This window comes from Klebsiella sp. X1-16S-Nf21 (assembly GCF_002837615.1).
In the GTDB taxonomy this organism is placed as follows: domain Bacteria; phylum Pseudomonadota; class Gammaproteobacteria; order Enterobacterales; family Enterobacteriaceae; genus Klebsiella; species Klebsiella variicola.
This window is the reverse complement of record NZ_PJDK01000172.1, coordinates 1-533: the sequence shown is the minus strand read 5'-3', so window position 1 is coordinate 533 and position 533 is coordinate 1. Positions and strand designations below refer to the sequence as shown.

Genomic DNA, 533 nt, shown 5'->3' with positions numbered 1-533 from the left:
GCCGTTGATAAAGCGCTGGCCGACCGCCAGGCGAAAATCGACGCCGCGGCCAACAAAAAGGTCGACGTGATCACTAACCCGCAGACCACCGCCGCCTCGCCGGATATGGCCATTCCGTTCGGCCTCAAGTTCAGCGGCTATGCCCGCTATGGCGCCCACTTCCAGACCGGCGACCAGAAATATGTCGGCGTCGACGGCTCCTATAACGGCGCCTCGGCGATCGGCCGTCTCGGCAACGAAAGCAACGGCGGCGAATTCCAGATCAGCAAGGCCTTCAAAAGCGCGCAGGGGGCTATCTGGGATCTCAACGTGATGTTCGACCACTGGAGCGACGAGGTTAACCTGAAGAAGGCCTACGTCGGCGTCACCAACGTCCTCGACTCCAACCCCAACGCCTATATCTGGGCCGGCCGCGACTTCCACCAGCGTCCGCAACAGGGGATCAACGACTACTTCTGGATGAACCACGACGGCCAGGGCGCCGGGGTGAAGAACTTTGATATCGGCGGCGTGCAGTTCGACGTGGCGACGGT

The 533-nt window shown here is 61.7% G+C and carries 1 protein-coding gene; it reads left to right on the top strand.

Annotation, left to right across the window (positions count from 1 at the left end):
* A partial coding sequence (locus CW267_RS29920) for a carbohydrate porin (RefSeq protein ID WP_165787489.1) occupies positions 1-533 on the top strand: 533 nt, incomplete at both ends.